Origin of the sequence: Kitasatospora cystarginea (genome assembly GCF_039533515.1) — a bacterium.
Taxonomy (GTDB): domain Bacteria; phylum Actinomycetota; class Actinomycetes; order Streptomycetales; family Streptomycetaceae; genus Kitasatospora; species Kitasatospora cystarginea.
This window is the reverse complement of the sequence record NZ_BAAATR010000027.1, coordinates 88,898-104,103: the sequence shown is the minus strand read 5'-3', so window position 1 is coordinate 104,103 and position 15,206 is coordinate 88,898. Positions and strand designations below refer to the sequence as shown.

The window sequence follows — 15,206 nt, the reverse complement described above, 5'->3', positions numbered from 1 at the left end:
ACCGGGATTCCAGAGCTGGTGGCGGATCCGCCGCCGCCACGCCGTCAGAAACCGGAATCCGCCGCCAGAAGCCGGACTCAGGTCACGTCCCGGGTCATGTCGACGAAGCGGGAGTAGTGGCCCTGGAAGGCGACGGTGATGGTGGCGGTGGGACCGTTACGGTGCTTGGCGACGATCAGGTCGGCCTCACCGGCGCGGGGGGACTCCTTCTCGTATGCATCCTCGCGGTGGAGCAGGATGACCATGTCGGCGTCCTGCTCGATGGAGCCGGACTCACGGAGGTCCGAGACCATCGGCTTCTTGTCCGTACGCTGCTCGGGACCACGGTTCAGCTGGGAGAGCGCGATGACCGGGAGCTCGAGCTCCTTGGCGAGCAGCTTGAGGTTTCGGGACATGTCCGAGACCTCCTGCTGGCGGTTCTCGGCGCGGCGGGAGCCGCCCGACTGCATCAGCTGGAGGTAGTCGATGACCACGAGCTTGAGGTCGTTGCGCTGCTTGAGCCGACGGCACTTGGCGCGGATCTCCATCATCGACAGGTTCGGCGAGTCGTCGATGTAGAGCGGGGCGTTGGTGACGTCGGGCATCCGACGGGCGACCCGGGTCCAGTCGTCGTCGGTCATGTTGCCGGAGCGCATGTGGTGCAGGGCGACCCGGGCCTCGGCGGAGAGCAGGCGCATCGCGATCTCGTTGCGCCCCATTTCGAGCGAGAAGATCACGCTCGGCAGGTTGTTGTGGATCGAGCAGGCGCGGGCGAAGTCCAGCGCCAGGGTGGACTTACCCATCGCGGGACGGGCCGCGATGACGATCATCTGACCGGGGTGCAGACCGTTGGTGAGCGCGTCCAGGTCGGCGAAACCGGTGGGGACACCGGACATCTGGCCCTGCCGGGAGCCGATCGCCTCGATCTCGTCGAGGGCGCCCTCCATGATGTCGGCCAGTGGCGCGTAGTCCTCGTTGGTGCGCTGCTCGGTGACGGCGTAGATCTCCGCCTGGGCGGCGTTGACGATCTCGTCCACGTCGCCCTCGGCCGCGTAACCCATACCGGCGATCCGGGTACCGGCCTCGACCAGGCGGCGGAGCACGGCACGCTCGTGGACGATCTCGGCGTAGTACTCGGCGTTGGCCGCGGTGGGCACCGAGTTGACCAGGGTGTGGAGGTAGGAGGCACCGCCGACGCGGGCGAGCTCGCCGCGCTTGGTGAGCTCGCCGGCGACGGTGATCGGGTCGGCCGGCTCGCCCCTGGCGTAGAGGTCGAGGATGGCGCCGTGGATCAGCTCGTGGGCCGGGCGGTAGTAGTCGGCCGGCTTGAGCACCTCGACGACGTCAGCAATGGCGTCCTTGGAGAGCAGCATGCCGCCGAGGACCGACTGCTCGGCCGCCAGGTCCTGCGGAGGTACCCGCTCGAAGCCGTCCACGCCCGAGCGGCCGCCCTCGCCCGGGGCGTCGTCGCGCTTCTTCCGGTCGAAGCCGCCCTTGCGGTCGCCGCCCTTCTGGAAGGCGCCCCTGCCGTCGCCGTCCGACGGGCGGCGGCTGACCGGCAGGCGGTCGCCGGCGCCGTTCGGGAAGGGGTCGTCGGGGAAGGCGTCCGAGAACGGGCCGGGGGGGAAGGCATCGTCCGACGGCTGCCAGTCGTCCTCCGGCGGGGGAGGAACGTCGTGGTCGTCGTACTGGGGGCCGGTCACGCGTGTTCCCCGATCAGCGAGTGGTGGTGCGGGTGGAGCTGGCCTTGCCGATGGCGCATCACCTTTCATACGCCAACGCGCCGGATCCCGGCGCCGGGTAGCAGGTGGCGCACAGGTGGCGCGGCGGTCAGACGACCAAGCTACGGGGACGGGCGGCGATCGGCCAAGGTGGTTATCCACAGGGTGTGTGGATGAACAGCCCTCTCCTGTGGAGAACCCCCGGAAAGCTGTGTACAAGTCTGTGGACAGCACTGTGGATAACCACACAATCCAGCTGGCGTCAACTCTCTGACCTGCGATAACTCTTTCCACTGGGCTGTGCATGAGAAATTCTTCACACAGCCCGGAGAGCGCCCCGGACGACCGGTCGACCCGCTCTTCGATCAAGATTTCGAGTAATGGACATAGAGCGATATTGATACTTACCTGTGGATGAGTACGCTTGTCCCCATGACAACCGCCCCCGCCCGCCGTCGGCACGACCGGGAGATCCTCGCCCTGGCTGTCCCGGCCTTCGGGGCACTGGTCGCCGAGCCACTCTTCCTGATGGCCGACTCCGCGATCGTCGGACACCTGGGCACCGCCCAGCTCGCCGGTCTCGGCATCGCCTCCGCCGCCCTCACCACCGCTGCCGCGACCTTCGTCTTCCTCGCCTACGCCACCACCGCGGCGGTCTCCCGCCGGCTCGGCGCCGGAGACCGCCGGGCCGCCGTCCAGCAAGGCATCGACGGGATCTGGCTCGCCCTGCTGCTCTCGGCCGGCGTGGCCGGCCTGATGCTGCTGCTGGCCCCCTGGGCGGCCCGCACCCTCGGCGCCTCCCCGACCGCCCTGCCGTACGCCGTCGGCTATCTGCGGATCAGCGCCCTGGGGATACCGGCCATGCTGCTGGTGCTGGCCGCCACCGGGGTGCTGCGCGGCTTCCAGGACACCCGCACCCCGCTGCTGGTGGCGATCGGCGGCTTCACCGCCAACCTGCTGCTCAACATCGGCCTGGTCTACGGCGCCGGGCTCGGGGTGGCCGGCTCGGCCTGGGGCACCGTGCTGGCGCAGACCGCGATGGCCGCCGTCTATCTGGTGGTGGTGGTCCGCGGGGCGCGCCGCGAGGGTGCCCGGCTGCGGCCCGACCCGGCCGGTATCCGGGCCTGCGCCAGGGCCGGAGGCCCGCTGGTGATCCGGACCATGAGCCTGCGCGGCGTCCTGCTGATCGCCACCGCCGTGGCCGCCCGGCTCGGCGACACCGCGGTCGCCGCGCACCAGATCGCCATGACGCTCTGGGGGTTCCTCGCTTTCGCCCTGGACGCCATCGCCATCGCCGGCCAGGCGATCATCGGGCGCTACCTGGGCGCCGGGGACCTGCCCGGTGCCAGGGCGGCGACCCGCCGGATGGTGGAGTGGGGCGTCGGCTCCGGGCTGCTGCTCGGCCTGCTGCTGGTGCTGGCCCGGCCGCTGTACGTCCCGCTGTTCACCCCCGATCCGCACGTCCGGCAGCAGCTCGCGGGCGTCCTGCTGCTGGCCGCCCTCACCCAGCCGGTGGGCGGGGTGGTCTTCGTCCTGGACGGTGTGCTGATGGGTGCCGGGGACGGCCCCTACCTGGCCTGGGCGATGCTCGCCACGCTCGCGGTCTTCGCCCCGGTGGCCTGGTCGGTGCCCGCACTCGGTGGCGGCCTGACGGCCCTCTGGTGGGCCTGGAACCTGTTCATGCTGGTCCGCGCGGCCCTCCTCACCGCCCGCGTGCGCGGCGGCCACTGGCTGGTCCCGGGCGCCGTACGCGCCTGAACCCCCACGCGAAACACGCCCTCCCCGGGGAACGGCCGAAGGCCGGCCCCCTCTCCATCGGGAGAGGAGACCGGCCCTCGGTTCTGCACGGCGCCCCGGAGGGCTGCTGCGCCTTCGTTCAGGCGACGACGATGTCGATGTTGGCCTGGACGTCGGAGTGCAGCTTGACCGAGACCTTGTGGGTGCCCACGGTCTTGATCGGCGAGGCGATCGCGACAGCGCGCTTGTCCACGACCGGGCCGTCGGCGAGCTTGATGGCCTCGACCACGTCGGCCTGGGTCACCGAGCCGAACAGGCGGCCGGCCTCGCCGGAGCGAACGGCCAGCTTGACCTGCAGAGCCTCCAGCTTGGCCTTGACCTCGTTGGCGACCTCGAGGGTCTGGATCTCGTGGATCTTCCGGGCGCGACGGATGGCGTCGACGTCCTTCTGGCCACCCTTGGTCCAGCGGATGGCGTAGCCACGCGGGACCAGGTAGTTGCGGGCGTAGCCGTCCTTGACCTCGACGACCTCACCGGCGCTGCCGAGACCGGGGACCTCGTGAGTGAGGATGATCTTCATTCTTCGGTCACCCTCTCTTAGCGCGTGGTGGAGGTGTAGGGCAGCAGCGCCATCTCACGGCTGTTCTTCACGGCCGTGGCGACGTCACGCTGGTGCTGGGTGCAGTTGCCGGTCACCCGGCGGGCACGGATCTTGCCGCGGTCGGAGATGAACTTCCGCAGCAGGTTCGTGTCCTTGTAGTCAACGTAGTTGACCTTGTCCTTGCAGAAGACGCAAACCTTCTTCTTGGGCTTGCGAGCAGGCGGCTTCGCCATCATGTGCTCCATTTGGGTTGACGCTCCACCGGTGCCTGACACCTGCGGAACGCACGAAATCTCTCAGCCTGCCGAGACCCGTTCACCGAACGGGTCCGGCGTGCACCGCTTAGAACGGAGGCTCTTCCGAGTAGCCGCCACCGGACGGCGCACCCCAGCTGCCGCCCTGGCCGCCGCTGGAGGGGCCGCTGGACGCCCACGGGTCGTCGGACGGGCCGGACTGCCCACCGGGCTGACCGCCCCAGCCGCCCTGCTGGCCGCCGTAGCCGCCCCCGCCCTGCTGGCCGCCGAAGCCGCCCTGGCCGCCCTGGCCGCCGGGACCGCCGGAGCGGTTGGCCCGGGTGACCTTGGCGGTCGCCGAACGCAGGCTCGGGCCGACCTCGTCGACCTCGACCTCGAAAACCGTCCGCTTCTCGCCTTCCTTGGTCTCGTAAGACCGCTGGCGCAGTCGGCCCTGCACGATCACGCGCATGCCGCGCTGCAGCGACTCGGCCACGTTCTCCGCCGGCTGACGCCAGACGTTGCACGTGAGGAAGAGGCTCTCGCCGTCCTTCCACTCGTTGGTCTGGCGGTCGAAGGTGCGCGGGGTGGACGCGATACGGAACTTCGCGACCGCCGCACCCGACGGGGTGAAGCGCAGCTCGGGGTCGTCGACGAGATTGCCGACGAGGGTGATGACGGTCTCGCCTGCCATGGTGGTGATGACCTCTCGGAAAGGAGTTCTGCGGTGCTTGCCGCGGGTGTTTCACGTGAAACGGTCACGTGTGCACCAGCGGCGCGAGTCACCTGACGCCCGAAGGCGACGGGTGTGGACTCAGTGGGTGTCCGGGCGCAGGACCTTGGTCCGCAGAACCGACTCGCTCAGGCCAAGCTGGCGGTCGAGCTCCTTGACGACCTCAGGCGTGGCCTTGAGGTCGATGACCGAGTAGATGCCCTCGGACTGCTTGTTGATCTCGTAAGCCAGACGGCGACGACCCCAGGTGTCGATCTTCTCCACCTTGCCGCCACCCTGGCGGACAACGTTGAGGAAGCTCTCGATCAGGGGGGAGACAGCGCGCTCCTCGACCGAGGGGTCGAGGATGACCATCACCTCGTAGTGACGCATGAGTAACCCACCTCCTTTGGACTCAGCGGCCACGGTCTCTCCGTGGCAGGAGGGTTGTGCAGCGTCGCACCGGTGCAGCGACGATCTACCGGTGACCGTAGTCACCGGGACTGACAATCGGCCCCCCGGCCCGCGAGAGGGCATACGGGGGCACAGCTACACCAGTGCAGTCCGCACAGCCTACCCGCACCCATACGGCCGAACAAAACGCATACCGGTTGTGATCCCGGGCCTACCGGCGGGAACCTGTACAGAACGACTGTGTTCCTCCATCGGAGGTGGGTCCCATGGCACAGACCATCCGCCGTTTCCCGCAGATCACCCTCAACACCGACGGCCACCGACACCCGAGGGAGAACACCCTCGTCGGCCTCACCGCCGTGCTCGGCCTGACCGCCTTCTTCAGCTCCTTCTTCTCCGACCTGCACCTGCTCAGCTCGTGGACCGGACTCTTCGGGATCATCACGGGCCTCTGGGGCCAGTTCGTGTCGGTGACCACGGCCGAACGGTTCGTCCTCATGATCACGCTCGGCGCCGCCGCGATCGGTTTCTACCTGGGCATGGCGCACGGCGGTCTGTTCGGGGGCCTGTGGTGAGACGCACGCCCTGATCAACCGCGGCACGCCGCCGAACCCGCGTAACTTCCGGCGCCCCCACCGTGTACATACCTGTGCACAGGTCGCGGAGGGGGCGCCGTCAGTTCGTCCGCGCCACCGGGCCCGACCCGATGCCCGACCCGAACGAATCGGACCAATCGGGCGATAGGGTCACTCTGGACTGGCCGAACGAGGAGGAGCACAGAGCCATGAGCGATCGAGTCATGCGGGCCGTGCTCGGCGAAGCCACTGCCGAGCGCAGCGAGGTGGGGGCATGAGCCTGCGCCTGAGGACGATCACCCGCGAGGAACACCTGGCGTTCATCGCCTCCCGCCCGTCGGCCAGCCACATGCAGGTGCCCGCCTGGGGACAGGTGAAGTCCGAGTGGCGCCACGAGAGCCTCGGCTGGTTCGACGACACGGGCGAGCTGGTCGGCGCGGGCCTGGTGCTCTACCGCCAACTGCCCAAGGTCAAGCGCTACCTGGCGTACCTGCCCGAGGGCCCCGTGATCGACTGGTTCGACCGCGACCTGGACCGGTGGCTGCGGCCGATGCTCGCCCATCTCAAGTCACAGGGCGCCTTCTCGGTGAAGATGGGCCCGCCGGTGGTGGTCCGCCGCTGGGGTGCCACCACCATCAAGGAGGCCATCGCCGGCCAGGAGGCCCGGCGGCTGCGCGACATCGGCCCCGACTGGTACGAGCCGCGCGCCTTCGAGGTCGCCGACCGGCTGCGCAAGGCCGGCTGGCTGCAGGGCGAGGACGGCGGCGCCGGCTTCGGCGACGTCCAGCCGCGGTACGTCTTCCAGGTCCCGCTGGCGGGCCGCTCGCTCGACGACATCCAACGCGGCTTCAACCAGCTCTGGCGGCGGAACATCAAGAAGGCCGAGAAGAGCGGCGTCGAGGTGGTCCAGGGCGGCTACGAGCACCTGAAGGTCTTCCACCAGCTGTACCTGGTCACCGCGGAGCGCGACCGGTTCACCCCGCGCCCGCTCGGCTACTTCGAGCAGATGTGGCAGGCCCTCACCGCCGAGGACCCGGACCGGATGCGCCTCTACATCGCCTACCACGAGGGCGAGGCGCTGGCCGCGACCACCATGCTCACCGTCGGCGAGCACGTCTGGTACTCCTACGGCGCCTCAGCCGACCACAAGCGCGAGGTCAAGCCGTCGAACGCGATCCAGTGGCGGATGATGCGCGACGCCTACGCACTCGGTGCCAGCCTCTACGACCTGCGCGGCATCAGCGACACCCTGGACGAGAACGACCCCCTCTTCGGCCTGATCCAGTTCAAGGTGGGCACCGGCGGCCAGGCCGCCGAGTACCTGGGCGAGTGGGACTTCCCGCTCAACAAGCTGCTGCACAAGGCGCTCGACCTCTACATGTCGCGCCGCTGAGCCACCGTCCTCGACACCTGCCGCCGCCGTCGCGGCCGAGCGGCCGTCACCAACCACGGGGAGAAGATCCGATGACGCTGTCGCTGTACGTGGACACCGCCCGCTGGCGCGCGCACCAGCAATCGGTACTGGCGGAGTTCCCCGGCCTGGTGCCGGTGGCCAAGGGCAACGGGTACGGCTTCGGCAACGAGCGCCTGGCCAGGGAGGCCACCCGGCTCGGCACCGGCATCCTCGCGGTCGGCACCGCGCACGAGGCGGCCGGGCTGCTCGACCGGTACGACGGCGAACTGCTGGTGCTCACCCCCTACCGGGTCGGCGAGCCGGGCGGGCAGCTGCCGCACCGGGTGATTCGTACGGTCGCCCACGCGGAGGCGCTCCAGGCGCTCCCGGCAGGCAGCCGCGTGGTCGTGGAGTGCATGACCAGTATGCGCAGACACGGCATCAGCCACGCAGACCTCGCCCGGCTGCCGGTGGGCGGGATCAGCTTCGAGGGCTTCGCGCTGCACCTGCCGCTGGACCGCCCGGACGGCTCGGACCCGGTGGCCGAGGTCACCCAGTGGGTGGAGGCGATCGCCGGCGCCGGACTGCCCACCTCGACCGTCTACCTGAGCCACCTCTCCGCCGCCGACCTGTCCCGGCTGGCCGGGCGGCTGGCCGGCACCGCCTTCCGCTCGCGGATCGGCACCCGGCTGTGGCTGGGCGACGTCGGCTCGCTCCAGGCCTGCGCCACGGTGCTGGACGTCACCCCGGTGATCCGCGGCGAGCGGTACGGCTACCGCCAGCACAAGGCGCCCTCGGACGGGCATCTGTTGGTGGTCACCGGCGGCACCGCGCACGGAGTCGGCCTGGAGGCGCCCAAGTACCTGCACGGCGTCCTCCCCCGGGCCAAGGGCTTGGCCAGGGCCGGGCTCGCCACCGTCAACCGCACCCTCTCGCCGTACTCATGGAGCGGCAAACAGCTCTGGTTCGCCGAGCCGCCCCACATGCAGGTGAGCATCCTCTTCCTGCCGGCCGACGCCGCCAAAGCCCCCGTCCCGGGCGACGAGCTCGGTCTCAACGTCCGCCACACCACGACCCACTTCGACCTGGTCGCCGACCGCTGAACTCCGCCTGCGCGGCGGCGCCCGCAGCCGCGAGCCCCTCGCCGCGGTCCCGTACGGGACGGACCGCTCAGCGACGGGGACGAGCGGACCAGGGGCGCACGGCCCGGCCGACCGCCCCCCGGCCCTGTGAGCTCAGCGCCGCTCCTCCTCGGTGAGCCAGTCGCCCCGGCCCGCCGGGACGTACCCGGCGTAGCTCTCCTCCTCGCGCAGCCGCCGCGCCGGGCCCAGCACGAAGGTGTCGGGCGCGAGGTCCAGCACCCCGCCCGAGGGGTCGTCGCTGCCGTCCCAGCGCACCGCGTCCCGCTCGGGCCGCAGGATGTCGCGGATCACCATCCCGCACAGGTACAGCGTGCCGGCCAGGTGCAGCACGATGGCGAGGTGGTACCAGGCCTGCCCGATCCCGTGCTGCTTGGAGTCCCCGACGTAGGCCAGGTAGGACCAGATGCCGAGGAAGTAGAGCACCTCGCAGGCCTGCCAGATCAGGAAGTCCCGCCAGCGCGGTCGGGCCAGCGCGGCCAGCGGGGTCAGCCAGAGCACGTACTGCGGCGAGTACACCTTGTTGGTGAGCACGAAGGCGGCCACCACCAGGAACACCAGCTGGGCGTAGCGCGGCCGGCGCGGCGCGGACAGCGCCAGCCAGCCGATCCCCAGACAGCAGGCGATCAGCAGCACCGCGATCCAGGTGTTGAGGGTGTCCAGCTGCACGCCCCGGTCCTGCATCAGGATCAGCCAGAGCGAGCCGTAGTCCTCCTTGCGGACCTGGCTGAAGGTGTAGAAGGTCGCCCAGCCCTGCCAGTTGGCCAGCATGACCGGCAGGTTCACCAGCAGCCAGGAGCCCGCCGCGGCGCCCGCCGTCTGCCCGAACGCCCGCCAGCGTCCGGTCCGCCAGCAGAGCACCAGCAGCGGTCCCAGCAGCAGCACGGGGTAGAGCTTGGCGGCGGTTGCCAGGCCGATGAAGACACCCGCCAACACCGTCCGGCGGCCGGACCAGCAGGCCATCGCCACGGCGGTCAGGGCGACCGCGAGCAGGTCCCAGTTGATGGTGGAGTCCAGCGCCAGGCAGGGAGCGAGCGCGAACAGCAGCGCGTCCCAGGGGCGGCGGCGGTGGGTCCGGGAGAGCGCCACCGCGGCGACCACCGCGCAGATCATCAGCATTCCGGCGTTGACCAGCCAGAACCACTGCTCGCGGGTCTCGATGGCGCCCCCGGTGGGCGTCAGCCAGGCGGCGACCTGCATGAAGAGCCCGGTGAGCACCGGGTACTCCAGATACTGCATGTCCGGGGTGGGCGCCGGCAGCCGGTCCACGTAGGGGTGCAGACCGGTCGAGAAGCCGCGCCCGGTGAACAGGTGCGGAATGTCGCTGTAGCAGGCATGGGTGTACTGCGCGGTCGCGCCGTGGAACCAGCCGTCGTTGTAGCAGGGCACCTTCTGCGCGATGCCGAGCACCGAGACCAGGATCGTCACCAGTGCCAGGACGCGCGCCGCACTCCACCAGGAGACCCCGAGCAGCGCCCGCCGTCCGGGCGGTCCGCCGAACAGCTCGCTGCCGGCCGCCGCCACCGGATCCTCGTCCGCCGGGACGACCACGGTGTTCGGCGGCGGCCCCTGGCCGGGGGCGGGCGCGGGGCCGGAGGTCTGGTCACGCGTGCTCGACGTCATGGCGGACATGATGCCGCACCAGCCCTGAGCCCACGAGGCGCCTCGGCCTGCGGGCGGCGCCGGAAAGGCCGGTGGCGGCCGACCGGGAGTCTCCTCCTCGATCGGCCGCCACCGGCCTTTCATCGCTGCGGGTCAGTTGCCCGCCACCTGGTTCGCGGCTCCGCCGTCGGTCGGGCTGGAGCTGGGGTTCGGCGGCGAGCTGGACTTGCCCGGACGGGGCGGCTTGCTCCGCGATGGCGAGGGCGAGCTGCAGAGCGGCCCGAAGAAGCAGCTCTCCGTCGGCGCCGGCGAGTTGCTCGGCTCCGACGTGCGAGACGAGCTGGTCGACGGGCTCGGCGCGCTGCTGGCGCTGGCCGACGCACTGGCCGATGCGCTGGCCGACGGGGCAGCCGAGGGGCTCGGCGGCGGCGCCTGCTTGGAGTCGACCTCCGTACCGGTGATGTCCGAGGTCGGGAAGTCCAGCGCCTTCTGGTCGGCCAGCGCCACCTTCATGTAGCGGGTGAAGATCTCGGTCGGGAAGTCACCACCGTGGATGGTGGTCTGACCGGCCGTACCGACCAGCGAGAGCAGACCCGGCTTGCCCGGCTCCTCGCGCCACATACCGACCGAGGTGGCCAGCTGCGGGGTGTAGCCGACCCACCAGGCCGAGGTGCCGGCGTCGGTGGTACCGGTCTTGCCGGCCACCGGGCGGCCCAGGTCCTTGGTCCCCTTCTTACCGGTACCGTTCTCCGCCACGTTCTGCAGGACGTCGGTGATGTTGTCCGCGATGGGCTGCTCCAGCACCGTCTTGGTGGCGTTCTTCGGGCGGTTGAAGGCCGGCTTCTCCACACCCTGGTAGAGCACCTTGGTCACCGAGTACGGCTCGACCTGCTGCCCCCGGGCGGCGAACACCGAGTACGCGGAGGCCATCCGGATCGCACTCGGGGTCGAGGTGCCCAGCGGGTAGGTGAGCGAGGTGTTCGGCGCCAGAGAGTCCTTGCGCAGGCCCAGGTTGATGGCCATCTTCTCGACGTTGCTGCCGCCGACGTCCTGGCCGAGCTGCACGAACGGCACGTTGTAGGAGTACTGCATCGCCGTCTTCAGCGTGACGGCCCCGGGCATGTTGTCGTCGTCGTTCTTCTGGTGGTAGAGCTCGCCGTGGTCACCGATCGCGGGCGAGCCGTCCGCCTTGTAGATCTGGCTCATGTTGTTGGCGTTGTAGAGGCTGTTGATGCTGATCTTGACCGGATTGCCGTCGCTCCCGGTCTTGGTGAGCACGCCGGTCTGCATGGCGGTCGCCAGGACGAAGGGCTTGAAGGTCGAACCGACCGGGATGCCGACGGTGTCGGCGTTGTCGGTGTAGTGGCCGTTCTCCACGCCGTCGCCGCCGTAGATCGCCACGATCGCGCCGTCACCGGGGACCACCGAGGCCGCGCCGACCTGGACGTACTTGTCCTTGTCCGACGTGTCCGGGTGGAGGTTCTCCGACTTGACGTCGTCGACGGCCTTCTTCAGCTCCGCCACCTTGTCCTTCTGGAAGGTGGTGTAGATCAGGTAGCCGCCCTTGTCGATGGAGGCCTGGGTGATCGTCGGGTCCTTGGCCGCCAGGTACTTGTCGGCGAGGTCGACCAGGTAGCTGACCTCGCCGTTCATGTTGGCCGGGGCCTTCTTCTTGATCGGCTCCGGGAAGGTGGCGCCGCACTTGTCCCGGTCCGCCTGGGTGATCGCCTTGGTGACGACCATCCGGCTCAGGACGTAGTTCCAACGCTCCTGCATGTTCTTGCGGTTGGAGTCGCTGACCGTCGGGTCGTAGTACGTCGCGCCCTTGAGCAGACCCGCCAGCATCGCGCCCTGGCAGATGTTGATGTCCTTGGCGTCCACTCCGTAGTACGCCTGCGCGGCGGCCTGGATACCGGTGGCGCCGCGTCCGAACCAGCTGGTGTTCAGGTAGCCCTCGAGGATGTCCTGCTTCGACTTCTGCTGGTTGATCTTCAGCGTGATGAAGATCTCCTTGAACTTACGGCTGACCGTCTGGTCCTGGTTCAGGTAAGCGTTCTTCACGTACTGCTGGGAGATGGTCGAGCCACCCTGGGTCGAACCGCCCGTGGCCATCTTGTAGACGGCGCGGGCGATGCCCTTGGGGTCGATGCCGTGATCGTTCCAGAAGGTCTCGTTCTCGGCGGCGACCACTGCCTTCTGCGCGGGCTCACTGATGTTGTCGAGCGGGACCACCTGGCGGTTGGTAGCGCCCTTGCGGGTCATCTCACTGCCATCGGCCCAGTAGTAGATGTTGTTCTGTTCCTTCAACAGGTCATTGAGCTTGGGGATCGGCGTCATCGCGTACGCGACGCCGACCGCGGCCACCCCGCTGCCGAAGAAGATCAGGAACGTCGTCAGGATCAGCTTCCAGGACGGCAGCCAGCGACGGATCCCGGACTTGCCGTACCGGGGGTAGTCGATGAACCGCTTCTTGCCCGGTCCCTTGCCGCCGCCATTGCCACCTCCCCGGCCGCCGCCGGGCCCGGCTGGCGGTCCGCTCGGGGCTCCGCTCTTCTGGGACTGCTTGCGCATTTCGGCCCTGGTCAGCCGAGGCTGCTGGGCAGTCTCGCGCATCCCGGTGGGCCGGCTACGCGAAGGCGCACCATCTAGGGGGCCATAGCCGGACGGACGCTGACCAGCCGCCCGACCGCCCGGAGGCTGTTCACCGCCCGGGTTGGGCCTACGCCGGTGATCGCTCATCTTTCAGCAACTCCTCGGTCAGGCCGCTTCGGACCTGAGGGCAGGGTTCACTTCCGATGCCCGAAACCGCCCTACACCCCGGAGGTGGTCCTCGTGCACACGCGACAGCGTACGCACCTGTAAACAGCCACTAATCGGGCATTAAGTAACAAAAGCCGCAAAATGCCGCCAGATCATTACATGCCCGTTGCCAACGCGTCCTTCCTGAAGCTTGACCGGGGCCTTCCTGAAGGTTTTCTGAAGGCCATTCGGAATCCTGTGATCACGTTCACCCGTGCCCCCCTTGCCCGTTCCGTGACCCAGGTCTACTGTTCTCTCGATATATCGAGCCGATACATCGGACCGACACATCGATCCGGCACAACGGTCGGAGTGCAGCGCGGGAAGGGAGGCAGGACGGCATGAGCAGACGCTCCGGGGTGCTGGAGTTCGCCGTCCTGGGTCTGCTCCATGACGCCCCGATGCACGGCTACGAGCTGCGCAAGCGGCTCAACGTGCTGCTCGGGTCGTTCCGCGCCTTCTCCTACGGCACGCTCTACCCCTGCCTGAAGAGCCTGGTCGCCCAGGGTTTCCTGGTCGAGGACAACCCGGACGTCGAGTACGTCCCGGCGACCGCGCTCAACGGCAAGCGATCGAAGATCGTCTACCGGCTCTCCGCCGACGGCAAGCAGCGCTTCGAGGAGCTGCTGGCCGACTCGGGCCCGGACGCCTGGGAGGACGAGCACTTCGGTGTGCGCTTCGCGTTCTTCGGCCAGACCGACCGCGCGGTGCGCATGCGCGTACTGGAGGGGCGGCGCAGTCGGCTGGAGGAGCGGCTGGAGCGGATGCGCAGCTCGATCGCCCGTACCCGCGACCGGTTCGACGACTACACGCTGGAACTCCAGCGACACGGTCTCGAATCGGTGGAGCGGGAGGTCCGCTGGCTCAACGAGCTGATCGAGACCGAGCGGGCCACCCGGACCGGGCGCACCGGTGCGGGAGATCCACGGACTTCGGACGGCCGTGGCCAGGAGGCCGGGTCCTCGGACCCGCCGAGGCCACCGCACGACCGCCCGGGGCGCTCCGACAGGGAGCGCTGACCGCCGATGCCCGGTGTCACAGCAGACCAGGGCGGACGGCAGGTGTGGGCGCAGCGTGCGCCCGTCATCCAGTCATACAGAGATGAAATACGAGAACCGTCGGTTTTCCGGCGGAACTCATGAGATCACAGGGAGCAACCGGAATGGGTTCGGTTCGCGTAGCCATCGTGGGCGTCGGTAACTGCGCCGCGTCGCTGGTGCAGGGTGTCGAGTACTACAAGGACGCCGACCCGGCCGGCAAGGTCCCCGGGCTGATGCACGTGCAGTTCGGCGACTACCACGTCCGTGACGTGGAGTTCGTCGCCGCGTTCGACGTCGACGCCAAGAAGGTCGGCTTCGACCTGGCCGACGCCATCGGCAACAGCGAGAACAACACCATCAAGATCTGCGACGTGCCGCCGACCGGTGTCACCGTCCAGCGCGGCCACACCCTCGACGGCCTCGGCAAGTACTACCTGGAGACCATCGAGGAGTCCGACGAGGCTCCGGTCGACGTCGTCCAGGTCCTGAAGGACGCCAAGGTCGACGTCCTGGTCTGCTACCTGCCGGTGGGCTCCGAGGCGGCCGCCAAGTTCTACGCCCAGTGCGCCATCGACGCCAAGGTCGCCTTCGTGAACGCCCTCCCGGTGTTCATCGCCGGCACCAAGGAGTGGGCGGACAAGTTCACCGAGGCCGGCGTCCCGATCGTCGGTGACGACATCAAGTCGCAGGTCGGCGCCACCATCACGCACCGTGTGATGGCGAAGCTCTTCGAGGACCGCGGTGTCATCCTCGAGCGCACCATGCAGCTGAACGTCGGCGGCAACATGGACTTCAAGAACATGCTCGAGCGCGAGCGCCTGGAGTCCAAGAAGATCTCCAAGACCCAGGCCGTCACCTCCCAGATCAAGGACCGTGACCTGGGCGCCAAGAACGTCCACATCGGCCCGTCCGACTACGTCGCCTGGCTGGACGACCGCAAGTGGGCCTACGTCCGCCTCGAGGGCCGCGCCTTCGGTGACGTCCCGCTGAACCTGGAGTACAAGCTGGAGGTCTGGGACTCCCCGAACTCCGCCGGTGTCATCATCGACGCGGTGCGTGCGGCGAAGATCGCCAAGGACCGCGGCATCGGCGGCCCGATCCTGTCGGCCTCCTCCTACTTCATGAAGTCCCCGCCGGTTCAGTACTTCGACGACGAGGCCCGCGAGAACGTCGAGAAGTTCATCCGCGGCGAGGTCGAGCGCTGAAACCCTGACCTCCTTTGAAGGGCCCCGGCTTTCCGGCCGGGGCCCTTCGGCCGTCT

At 69.0% G+C, this 15,206-nt stretch carries 13 protein-coding genes; 6 read left to right on the top strand and 7 right to left on the bottom strand.

Going from position 1 to position 15,206, the window contains the following annotated elements; all coding sequences use genetic code 11:
- Positions 1-77 precede the first annotated feature (77 nt).
- A complete protein-coding gene (dnaB, locus tag ABD369_RS26410; protein ID WP_425557780.1) occupies positions 78-1,682 on the bottom strand; it encodes a replicative DNA helicase in 1,605 nt (534 codons plus the stop codon).
- A gap of 450 nt (positions 1,683-2,132) precedes the next feature.
- Between dnaB and ABD369_RS26405 the strand changes: the two genes are divergently transcribed.
- Positions 2,133-3,458, top strand: coding sequence for an MATE family efflux transporter (locus tag ABD369_RS26405; RefSeq protein WP_344639033.1), 1,326 nt, complete (start codon positions 2,133-2,135; stop codon positions 3,456-3,458).
- A 118-nt stretch (positions 3,459-3,576) separates the two neighbouring features.
- Here ABD369_RS26405 and rplI read toward each other — a convergent pair whose 3' ends face one another.
- The 4 genes from rplI to rpsF all read right to left on the bottom strand — a co-directional run bounded on the left by rplI (position 3,577) and on the right by rpsF (position 5,376).
- Entirely contained in the window at positions 3,577-4,017 is a 441-nt protein-coding gene (gene rplI / locus ABD369_RS26400; protein WP_344639032.1) for a 50S ribosomal protein L9, read from the bottom strand.
- A gap of 17 nt (positions 4,018-4,034) precedes the next feature.
- Complete coding sequence (gene rpsR / locus ABD369_RS26395; protein WP_030270170.1) at positions 4,035-4,271, bottom strand: 30S ribosomal protein S18; 237 nt, start codon at positions 4,269-4,271, stop codon at positions 4,035-4,037.
- Positions 4,272-4,380: 109 nt separating this feature from the next.
- Complete coding sequence (locus ABD369_RS26390; RefSeq protein WP_344639031.1) at positions 4,381-4,965, bottom strand: single-stranded DNA-binding protein; 585 nt, start codon at positions 4,963-4,965, stop codon at positions 4,381-4,383.
- 120 nt (positions 4,966-5,085) lie between these two features.
- Positions 5,086-5,376 carry a 30S ribosomal protein S6 gene (rpsF, locus tag ABD369_RS26385; protein ID WP_344639030.1) on the bottom strand — a complete coding sequence of 97 codons (291 nt, stop codon included), beginning with the start codon at positions 5,374-5,376 and terminating at the stop codon, positions 5,086-5,088.
- Positions 5,377-5,663: 287 nt separating this feature from the next.
- On the opposite strand from rpsF, the gene ABD369_RS26380 reads away from it, so the two are divergent.
- From ABD369_RS26380 to ABD369_RS26370, 3 genes are all read left to right on the top strand, one after another.
- Positions 5,664-5,972, top strand: a complete 309-nt coding sequence (locus ABD369_RS26380) for a hypothetical protein (RefSeq protein WP_344639029.1) — start codon at positions 5,664-5,666, stop codon at positions 5,970-5,972.
- 274 nt (positions 5,973-6,246) lie between these two features.
- Entirely contained in the window at positions 6,247-7,365 is a 1,119-nt protein-coding gene (locus ABD369_RS26375; RefSeq protein ID WP_344639028.1) for a lipid II:glycine glycyltransferase FemX, read from the top strand.
- A gap of 71 nt (positions 7,366-7,436) precedes the next feature.
- Complete coding sequence (locus ABD369_RS26370) at positions 7,437-8,468, top strand: alanine racemase (RefSeq protein WP_344639027.1); 1,032 nt, start codon at positions 7,437-7,439, stop codon at positions 8,466-8,468.
- Positions 8,469-8,600: 132 nt separating this feature from the next.
- Here ABD369_RS26370 and ABD369_RS26365 read toward each other — a convergent pair whose 3' ends face one another.
- Both ABD369_RS26365 and ABD369_RS26360 read right to left on the bottom strand, forming a co-directional pair.
- The gene (locus tag ABD369_RS26365; RefSeq protein WP_425557779.1) at positions 8,601-10,127 is read right to left on the bottom strand and encodes a glycosyltransferase family 87 protein; all 1,527 of its coding nucleotides are present in this window, start codon (positions 10,125-10,127) and stop codon (positions 8,601-8,603) included.
- Positions 10,128-10,259: 132 nt separating this feature from the next.
- Positions 10,260-12,719, bottom strand: a complete 2,460-nt coding sequence (locus ABD369_RS26360) for a transglycosylase domain-containing protein (RefSeq protein WP_344639025.1) — start codon at positions 12,717-12,719, stop codon at positions 10,260-10,262.
- Positions 12,720-13,246: 527 nt separating this feature from the next.
- Between ABD369_RS26360 and ABD369_RS26355 the strand changes: the two genes are divergently transcribed.
- Positions 13,247-13,924 carry a PadR family transcriptional regulator gene (locus ABD369_RS26355; protein WP_344639024.1) on the top strand — a complete coding sequence of 226 codons (678 nt, stop codon included), beginning with the start codon at positions 13,247-13,249 and terminating at the stop codon, positions 13,922-13,924.
- Between the two features lie 143 nt (positions 13,925-14,067).
- Positions 14,068-15,150 (top strand): inositol-3-phosphate synthase, encoded by a 1,083-nt coding sequence (locus ABD369_RS26350; RefSeq protein WP_344639023.1) that lies wholly within the window; start codon positions 14,068-14,070, stop codon positions 15,148-15,150.
- The last annotated feature ends 56 nt before the right edge of the window (positions 15,151-15,206 follow it).

Coding starts and splice junctions, on each gene's coding strand:
- ABD369_RS26405 (WP_344639033.1), top strand. CDS start 2,133: ATGACAACCGCCCCCGCCCGCCGTCGGCACGACCGGGAGATCCTCGCC.
- rplI (WP_344639032.1), bottom strand. CDS start 4,017: ATGAAGATCATCCTCACTCACGAGGTCCCCGGTCTCGGCAGCGCCGGT.
- rpsR (WP_030270170.1), bottom strand. CDS start 4,271: ATGGCGAAGCCGCCTGCTCGCAAGCCCAAGAAGAAGGTTTGCGTCTTC.
- ABD369_RS26390 (WP_344639031.1), bottom strand. CDS start 4,965: ATGGCAGGCGAGACCGTCATCACCCTCGTCGGCAATCTCGTCGACGAC.
- rpsF (WP_344639030.1), bottom strand. CDS start 5,376: ATGCGTCACTACGAGGTGATGGTCATCCTCGACCCCTCGGTCGAGGAG.
- ABD369_RS26380 (WP_344639029.1), top strand. CDS start 5,664: ATGGCACAGACCATCCGCCGTTTCCCGCAGATCACCCTCAACACCGAC.
- ABD369_RS26375 (WP_344639028.1), top strand. CDS start 6,247: ATGAGCCTGCGCCTGAGGACGATCACCCGCGAGGAACACCTGGCGTTC.
- ABD369_RS26370 (WP_344639027.1), top strand. CDS start 7,437: ATGACGCTGTCGCTGTACGTGGACACCGCCCGCTGGCGCGCGCACCAG.
- ABD369_RS26365 (WP_425557779.1), bottom strand. CDS start 10,127: ATGACGTCGAGCACGCGTGACCAGACCTCCGGCCCCGCGCCCGCCCCC.
- ABD369_RS26360 (WP_344639025.1), bottom strand. CDS start 12,719: ATGCGCGAGACTGCCCAGCAGCCTCGGCTGACCAGGGCCGAAATGCGC.
- ABD369_RS26355 (WP_344639024.1), top strand. CDS start 13,247: ATGAGCAGACGCTCCGGGGTGCTGGAGTTCGCCGTCCTGGGTCTGCTC.
- ABD369_RS26350 (WP_344639023.1), top strand. CDS start 14,068: ATGGGTTCGGTTCGCGTAGCCATCGTGGGCGTCGGTAACTGCGCCGCG.